The 4,595-nt window shown below is 64.6% G+C and carries 6 protein-coding genes; 2 read left to right on the top strand and 4 right to left on the bottom strand.

What is annotated here, in order from left to right; translation table 11 throughout:
* Positions 1 to 762: Na+/H+ antiporter NhaA (locus RT662_RS11490; RefSeq protein WP_313670844.1), on the top strand; the 762-nt coding region annotated here is incomplete at its 5' end.
* Between the two features lie 3 nt (positions 763 to 765).
* On the opposite strand, the gene RT662_RS11485 is transcribed toward RT662_RS11490, so the two are convergent.
* From RT662_RS11485 to epmB, 4 genes are all read right to left on the bottom strand, one after another.
* Positions 766 to 1,260 (bottom strand): Dps family protein, encoded by a 495-nt coding sequence (locus RT662_RS11485; protein WP_313670843.1) that lies wholly within the window; start codon positions 1,258 to 1,260, stop codon positions 766 to 768.
* Positions 1,261 to 1,365: 105 nt separating this feature from the next.
* Positions 1,366 to 2,040 (bottom strand): hypothetical protein, encoded by a 675-nt coding sequence (locus tag RT662_RS11480; RefSeq protein ID WP_313670842.1) that lies wholly within the window; start codon positions 2,038 to 2,040, stop codon positions 1,366 to 1,368.
* 23 nt (positions 2,041 to 2,063) lie between these two features.
* Positions 2,064 to 2,453: a glycine zipper 2TM domain-containing protein gene (locus tag RT662_RS11475; RefSeq protein WP_313670841.1), complete on the bottom strand. Its 390-nt coding sequence runs from the start codon at positions 2,451 to 2,453 to the stop codon at positions 2,064 to 2,066.
* Between the two features lie 100 nt (positions 2,454 to 2,553).
* Positions 2,554 to 3,573, bottom strand: coding sequence for an EF-P beta-lysylation protein EpmB (gene epmB / locus RT662_RS11470; RefSeq protein WP_313670840.1), 1,020 nt, complete (start codon positions 3,571 to 3,573; stop codon positions 2,554 to 2,556).
* Between the two features lie 131 nt (positions 3,574 to 3,704).
* Between epmB and RT662_RS11465 the strand changes: the two genes are divergently transcribed.
* The coding region (locus RT662_RS11465; RefSeq protein WP_313670839.1) for a VTT domain-containing protein at positions 3,705 to 4,595 on the top strand (891 nt) is incomplete at its 3' end.

Raw genomic sequence — 4,595 nt, 5'->3', positions numbered from 1 at the left:
GGCGTAATGGCGCTGCTGGGCGACAGGGTGCCGGCCAGCCTGAAATTGCTGCTCACCGCCATTGCCGTGATCGACGATCTGGGCGCCATCGTGGTGATCGCCGCCGTCTATACCGAAGGAGTTGATCTGGCGGCACTGGCGGCAGCGGTCGGGCTGTGCGGGCTGTTGGCGCTGCTCAACTGGCGTCGGGTGCAGGTGGTGTGGCCCTATCTGCTGGTGGGGGCGGCCTTGTGGGTTGCGGTGCATGCCAGCGGTATCCACGCCACGCTGGCGGGGGTCATCACCGCGCTGGCGCTGCCCATCCAGCCCAGTCCCGGCGTGCCGGAGATCCGTGACAGCCCGCTGCTGCGGGTAGAGCATGGCATTGCGCCGTGGGTAGCCTTTGCCATTGTGCCGATCTTCGGATTTGCCAATGCCGGCGTGGATGTGCGCGGGCTTTCATTGGATGCTGCGATCAATCCGCTGGTGATGGGCATCGCGGCCGGCCTGGTGTTCGGCAAGATGATCGGCATCTTTGGTACGATCATGACGCTGGTGAAGCTCGACATCGTCGACATGCCAGCCAATGCCAATGGCTGGCAGATCTGGGGCCTGTCGCTCTTATGCGGGATCGGTTTTACCATGAGCCTGTTCATCTCTGCCCTGGCCTTTGGCGAAGGCAGCTCTCAGGAAGCGGCCGCCAAGCTGGGCATCATTGCCGGCAGCGTGGCGGCCGCCCTGGCCGGGCTGACAGTGCTGCTCTATTGCAAGCGCGGCGACTGAGCGTCAGCCCAGGTTGGCGCGCAGCATCCAGGCGGTCTTTTCGTGCACCTGCATGCGCTGGGTGAGCAGATCGGCGGTCGGTTCATCATGGGCCGCATCGGCCAGCGGGAAGACGCTGCGCGCGGTGCGGACCACGGCCAATTGGTCTTCGGCCAGAATTAGCACCATGTCGGTGGCATTGGGTACGCCGTCGGCTTCCTTGATGGTCGACAACTTGGCAAAGGCCGAATAGCTGCCTGGCGCCGGTTCACCCAGCGCGCGGATGCGTTCGGCGACCAGGTCAACCGCCAGCGCCAATTCCGTATACTGACCTTCGAACATCAGGTGCAGCGAATTGAACTGCGGGCCGGTCACGTTCCAGTGGAAATTGTGGGTTTTCAGATACAGCGTGTAGGTATCGGCTAGCAGACGCGACAGTCCATCGGCAATCGCGCGGCGCTGGGCATCGGGCATGCCGAGATTGATTGCATCATCCTTGGCTTTTTTCTTGGCCATCATCCGTCTCCTTTATGTGGCCACAGGATAGGCCGGGCAGGCAAATGGCGTCCATCGGGGATTTCCGATGAACGCCATCGATTTTATTACCGCTTCAGCGGCAGGTGCTTATCGGCAAACCACGCGATTGCGATCGATGCTGTTACCCACCACGGCGCCCAGCGTGCCGCCGATGATGCTGCCCAGCACCTTGGAACCGCCCGGCGCCAGCACATTGCCGAGCGTGCCGCCAGTAAGGCCACCGATGATCAGGCCGGTGGTGCCGTCGCTGCGCCGGCAGTAATAGCGGTTATCATACCCGCGCCAGATCTGATCATTGGCACCCAGATAGCGGGGCTGATAATTGTTGCCGGGGCGATAGAATTGCTCGGCATGCCAGCCCTGGCGGTTCCAACCATCCTGGCGATAGCGCCAATCATTGGCCGGCCGGCCACCGGGGCCCCAGCCACGGCCGTTCCTCTGGCCACGCCGGCGATCATCGTCATCCCAGCCGCCGCGGCGATCATCGTCCCAGCCGGCGCGATAGAGATCGGCACGATCCTGGCGGAATTCGCGCTGGGCCCGATAAAGTTCACGCGACTCTTCGCGAATGTCGCGGGGGTCACCGCGATACTGGGCCCGGGCCAGATCACGGCGCTCTTCCTGCGCTCGATCCCAGCTGCGCGCCACTTCGCGGGGAGAAGCATTGCGGCGATCGCGCCAATCATCATCGCCGGCCAGCGCCGGGGTGGCGGCGCCCATCGTGAGCAGGGCAAGGCCCAAACTGATCTTCAGGCTGTTCATGGTCGTTCTCCTTGAAATCTGGTTCAGCGGCAAACGATGCGGCCGCGATCGATGCTGCGGCCCAACAGGCCACCAACAACGGCGCCAGCCACGGTGGCCACAGTGCGATCATTGCGCCGCGCCACCTGGTTGCCGATCACGCCGCCTGCAATCGCGCCGACAACCGTGCCGGTGCCACCGCTGCTGCGCCGGCAATAATCGTCGCCCTGATAATCGCCGCGGTAGCCGGCGTTATAGCCGCCATTCCAGTTGCCATTGCGCCGTGGATCGCCGCGATAGCCATCGTCCCAACCGCCCTGATAGCCGCCGTTCCAGCCGGCCTGATGCGCAGGTTCGTGCCACTGCGCTGCCGCCGGGGCGGCGAAGCCCAGGCCAAGCGTGGTGAGGAGTGCGATGGTCAGCGTCGTCTTCATGGACCGTCTCCGGCTGGTGTTGATGACACCTGATTCGCACAGATCACATGTGAACTGCCTGAACGGACTTGTTATCGCCCGTTCACAAATCTTTTTCCCATCAATCCAGTGCCCATAGCGGGGTCTTGCTGTCCCGCCCCGGCACTTCCCGCACCAGCCGGGGAACGAGATAGCCCGGCAGCATGGCCCGCAGTTCAGTTTCGAGTTCACGGGCGCGGGCTTCATCCACGTCGAAATGCGCTGCGCCATCCACCGGATCGGTGAGGTGGAGATAGTAAGGCAGGACGCCGGCCGCGAAGAGCCGGCGGCAATGGGCGGCAATCGTTGCCGCATCGTCGTTCACTTGGGCCAGCAGCACAGACTGGTTGAGCAGGGTCACCCCCGCCGCCCGCAGCCGGCCCAGTGCCGCCGCCACGTCGGCCGAGATTTCGCGCTCATGATTGCTGTGGGTGACGATCACTACGGTGAGCCGCGTGCCGGCCAGCAACGCGACCAGCGCCGGCGTCACCCGGTCCGGAATGGCCAGCACAGTGCGGCTGTGCAGGCGCAGCGTTGTCACATGCGGGATCGCGGCAATCGCGACCACCAGCGCCGACAGCCGCGCGTCTGACAGGCTTAGCGGATCACCGCCCGACAGGATCACTTCGTCGATGGCGGAATCGCCGGCAATCACCGCCAGAGCCTCGGCCTCGCCGGAACGGGTAAGCATGGCGGCGCCATAATCATAATGGCGGCGGAAACAGTAGCGGCAGTGGATGGCGCAGGTGCCCGACGCGATCAGAAGCGCCCGGCTGCGATACTTGCGCAAGACGCCGGGCGCGGCGCGATAATCGGCCTCCTCCAGAGGATCGGTAAGGCGGCCCGGCTGCGGCAAGGCTTCCTCGCCGCGCGCCAGCACCTGCAGCAGCAGCGGATCAGCCGGATCGCCGCGGCGGATCAGCGAGAGATAATGCGGCGGCACGGACATGGGAAAATCCGGCTGAGCGATCACGCCCTCGGCAAAATCCGCCGCCGTCAGGCCCACGTAGGCCAACAGATCAGCGGTACTGATCCGGGCAGCACGGGCCTGCGCCTGCCAGTCTTCGGCGGGTGGCAGGAGAAGATCAACAACGGCGGACATGCCGGGGGCGCATAGCGGAGTGCGCCGGCAAAGGGAAACACTGCATCCTTTGCCGCCACTCGTGCGAACAACAGATTTGCGCGGCCCATGCTTTGCGTCCACCTTGGCCTGATGAAACGGAACCTCGCCCGATGAAACGTCTGCCCATCATCCTGCTGATCGCGGCGGCGATCTTCGCCTGGTTCCAGTTCGACCTTGGCCAGTATCTCACGCTCGATGCGCTGAAAGCTCGGCAGGGCGATATCGCCGCACTCTATGCTGCCAACCCGGCCGTGGTGATCGGTAGTTATTTCGCGGCCTATGTGGCGCTCACGGCCCTGTCCTTCCCCGGCGCTGCGATCATGACACTGGCCGGTGGGGCGATCTTCGGCCTTGGCCTGGGCCTGCTGATCGTCTCCTTCGCCTCCACCATCGGCGCGACCTTGGCCTTCCTCACGTCCCGTTACCTGCTGCGCGACTGGGTGCAGGGCAAGTTCGGGGCGCGGCTTGGCGCCATCAACGCCGGGATTGAGCGCGATGGCGCCTTCTACCTTTTCTCGTTGCGGCTGGTGCCGGTGTTTCCCTTCTTTGTGGTCAATCTGCTGATGGGCCTCACCCCCATTCGCACGCTCACCTATTTCTGGGTCAGCCAGGTCGGCATGTTGCTCGGCACCGCGGTCTATGTGAACGCCGGCACGCAGCTGGCCGGCATTTCCAGTTTGCGCGATGTCGCCTCGCCCGGCCTGCTGGCCAGCTTCGCGGCGCTGGGCCTGCTGCCGTGGATCGGCAAGGCGGTGATGGGCGCCCTGAAGCGCCGCCGCATCTATGCGCGCTGGCCGCGGCCCAAGCGCTTTGACCGCAACATGGTGGTGATCGGCGGCGGCGCGGCCGGGCTAGTTTCGGCCTATATCGCCGCCACGGTAAAGGCCAAGGTGACGCTGGTCGAAAGCCACAAATTGGGCGGCGACTGCCTCAACTATGGCTGCGTGCCCTCGAAAGCCTTGATCAAGTCCGCCCGCATCGCCCACCAGATGCGCCACGCC

The sequence above is a fragment of the Sandarakinorhabdus sp. genome (assembly GCF_032115815.1).
Classification (GTDB): Bacteria; Pseudomonadota; Alphaproteobacteria; order Sphingomonadales; family Sphingomonadaceae; genus Sandarakinorhabdus.
The sequence above is the reverse complement of the archived record's forward strand: the minus strand, read 5'-3'. Positions and strand labels throughout refer to the sequence as shown.